The sequence below is a fragment of the Variovorax boronicumulans genome (genome assembly GCF_040544675.1).
In the GTDB taxonomy this organism is placed as follows: Bacteria; Pseudomonadota; Gammaproteobacteria; order Burkholderiales; family Burkholderiaceae_C; genus Variovorax; species Variovorax boronicumulans_D.
This window is the reverse complement of sequence record NZ_JBEPKK010000050.1, coordinates 1-1,993: the sequence shown is the minus strand read 5'-3', so window position 1 is coordinate 1,993 and position 1,993 is coordinate 1. Positions and strand designations below refer to the sequence as shown.

3 protein-coding genes are annotated in these 1,993 nt (G+C 69.8%); all 3 read right to left on the bottom strand.

Annotated features, from left to right (window positions below; genetic code table 11):
* Positions 1 to 652: NAD(P)-dependent oxidoreductase (locus ABIC90_RS27340; RefSeq protein ID WP_354359878.1), on the bottom strand; the 652-nt coding region annotated here is incomplete at its 3' end.
* On the bottom strand, positions 649 to 1,233 hold the full coding sequence (locus ABIC90_RS27335; RefSeq protein ID WP_354359876.1) for a gluconokinase: 585 nt from the start codon (positions 1,231 to 1,233) through the stop codon (positions 649 to 651). The genes ABIC90_RS27340 and ABIC90_RS27335, both read right to left, overlap by 4 nt.
* A 4-nt stretch (positions 1,234 to 1,237) precedes the next feature.
* A partial coding sequence (locus tag ABIC90_RS27330; protein ID WP_354359874.1) for an SDR family oxidoreductase occupies positions 1,238 to 1,993 on the bottom strand: 756 nt, incomplete at its 5' end.

The window sequence follows — 1,993 nt, the reverse complement described above, 5'->3', positions numbered from 1 at the left end:
CGGCCCGGCCGCCGGCAAGGGCCGCAGGCAGCTTCGATGCGTCGACGCCGCCGGCTTCGGCCAGGCGCACCGCCTCGGCCACGGCCTGGAAGCCGATGGCGCAGAGCAACTGGTTGACCAGTTTGGTGGTCTGGCCCGCGCCGTTCTCGCCCATGTGGGTGTAGTTGGCGCACAGGCTGTCCATGACGGCGCGCGCACGCGCCACGTCGCCGGCACTGCCGCCCGCCATCACCGTGAGTTGCCCGATCAGCGCCTTGGGTGCGCCACCCGACAGCGGCGCATCCACGAAGCCCATGCCGGTGCGCTCGCGCAGCGTCTGCGCGAGGCGGCGCGTGGAAGGCGGATCGATGGACGACATGTCGATCAGCAGGCGTTGCGCATCGGGCGGTGCTGCCGCCACGCCCGCTTCGCCGAAGATCGCGCGCTCCACCACGGCGGCCGCGTTGAGGCTGGTGATCACGAAGTCGCTGGCCGCTGCCGCCACGGCCGCGGTGCCGGCGGCCTGCGCGCCTTGCTGCGTCAGTGCGGCGACCTTGGCCGCGTCCGGGTCGAACACGCTCACCGCGTGGCCGCATTCGAGCAAACGGCGCGCAATGGCCGAGCCCATGATGCCGACGCCGATCACGGCCACACGCTGGCTTGGGAATGTCATGCAGAAACTTTCTGTGGAGATGGATTCGTCGTGCCGTCGAGCAAGCGGGCCGCGATGCCGGCGACGATCGAGGCAATCGGCTGGTCGATGTCGATGTGCAGCACATCGGGCTCTCCCGCCCCGGGCTTCTCCAGCGTGCGCAACTGACTCTGGAGCAGTGCCGGCGGCATGTAGTGGCCGCGCCGCTCCTGCAACCGCCGCTGGATCAGCGCATCCGCGCCGTCGAGAAACACAAAACTCAGGCCCGGTGCCGCCATGCGCAGGCGGTCGCGGTAGGCGCGCTTCAGCGCGGAGCAGGCCACCACCACGCCGCGGGGTGCGGCGTGCGGGTCGGCCAGGCACGCGCCGATGCGCGCGAGCCAGGGCCATCGGTCCTCGTCGGTCAGCGGCTGCCCGCCGCGCATGCGCACCACGGCCTCGGGCGCATGCAGGTCGTCGCCATCGATCCACGGCACGCCCAGCCTGTCGGCCAGGCCCGCGGCCACGCTGCTCTTGCCGCAGCCCGACACGCCCATCACCACCACGGCCAGCCGCCGCTGCCCCTGCTGTGTTTGCTGTGTTTGCTCTTGCTGCCCGGGCATGGCGTCAGAGGCTCGCGGTGATGCCGCCATCCACGTAGAGGATGTGTCCGTTGACGAAGCTCGATGCATCCGAGGCCAGGAAGATGGCCGCGCCGCCCAGCTCCTGCACATCGCCCCAGCGGCCGGCCGGCGTGCGGCCCGAGAGCCAGGCGGTGAAGGCTTCGTCGTTCACCAGCGCTTCCGTGAGTTCGGTCTTGAAGTAGCCCGGCCCCAGGGCGTTGACCTGAATGCCGTACTTGCCCAGGTCGATGGCCATGCCCTTGGTGAGCATCTTCACCGCACCCTTGGTGGCGGCGTAGGGCGCGATGTTGGGCCGGCCCAGTTCGCTCTGCACCGAGCACACGTTGATGATCTTGCCGCGCTTGCGCTCGATCATGCGTTGCGCCACGAAGCGGCCCACGAAGAACACGCTGTCGATGTTGGTGGTGGTGATCTTGTGCCAGGCATCGATCGGAAACTCCGCGAAGGGGCCGCGGTGCTGCATGCCGGCGTTGTTGACCAGGATCTCGATCGGGCCGATCTCCGCTTCGATGCGGGCCACGCCTGCTTCCACGGCAGCGGCGTCGGTGACGTCGAAGGACACGGCCTCGGCCGCCACGCCCTGGGCGCGCAGTGCATCGCGGGCCGCGGTGAGCGAAGCGGCATCGCGCGCATTCAGAACCACGCGCGCGCCGGCCGCGCCGAGGGCCGAAGCCAGAGCAAAGCCGATGCCTTTGCTGGAGCCGGTGATGAGGGCAATGCGCCCTGACAGATCGAACAG

What these genes read in the sequence shown, in the direction of transcription:
- ABIC90_RS27335 (WP_354359876.1), bottom strand. Translation starts at nt 1,233, where the DNA reads ATGCCCGGGCAGCAAGAGCAAACACAGCAAACACAGCAGGGGCAGCGG.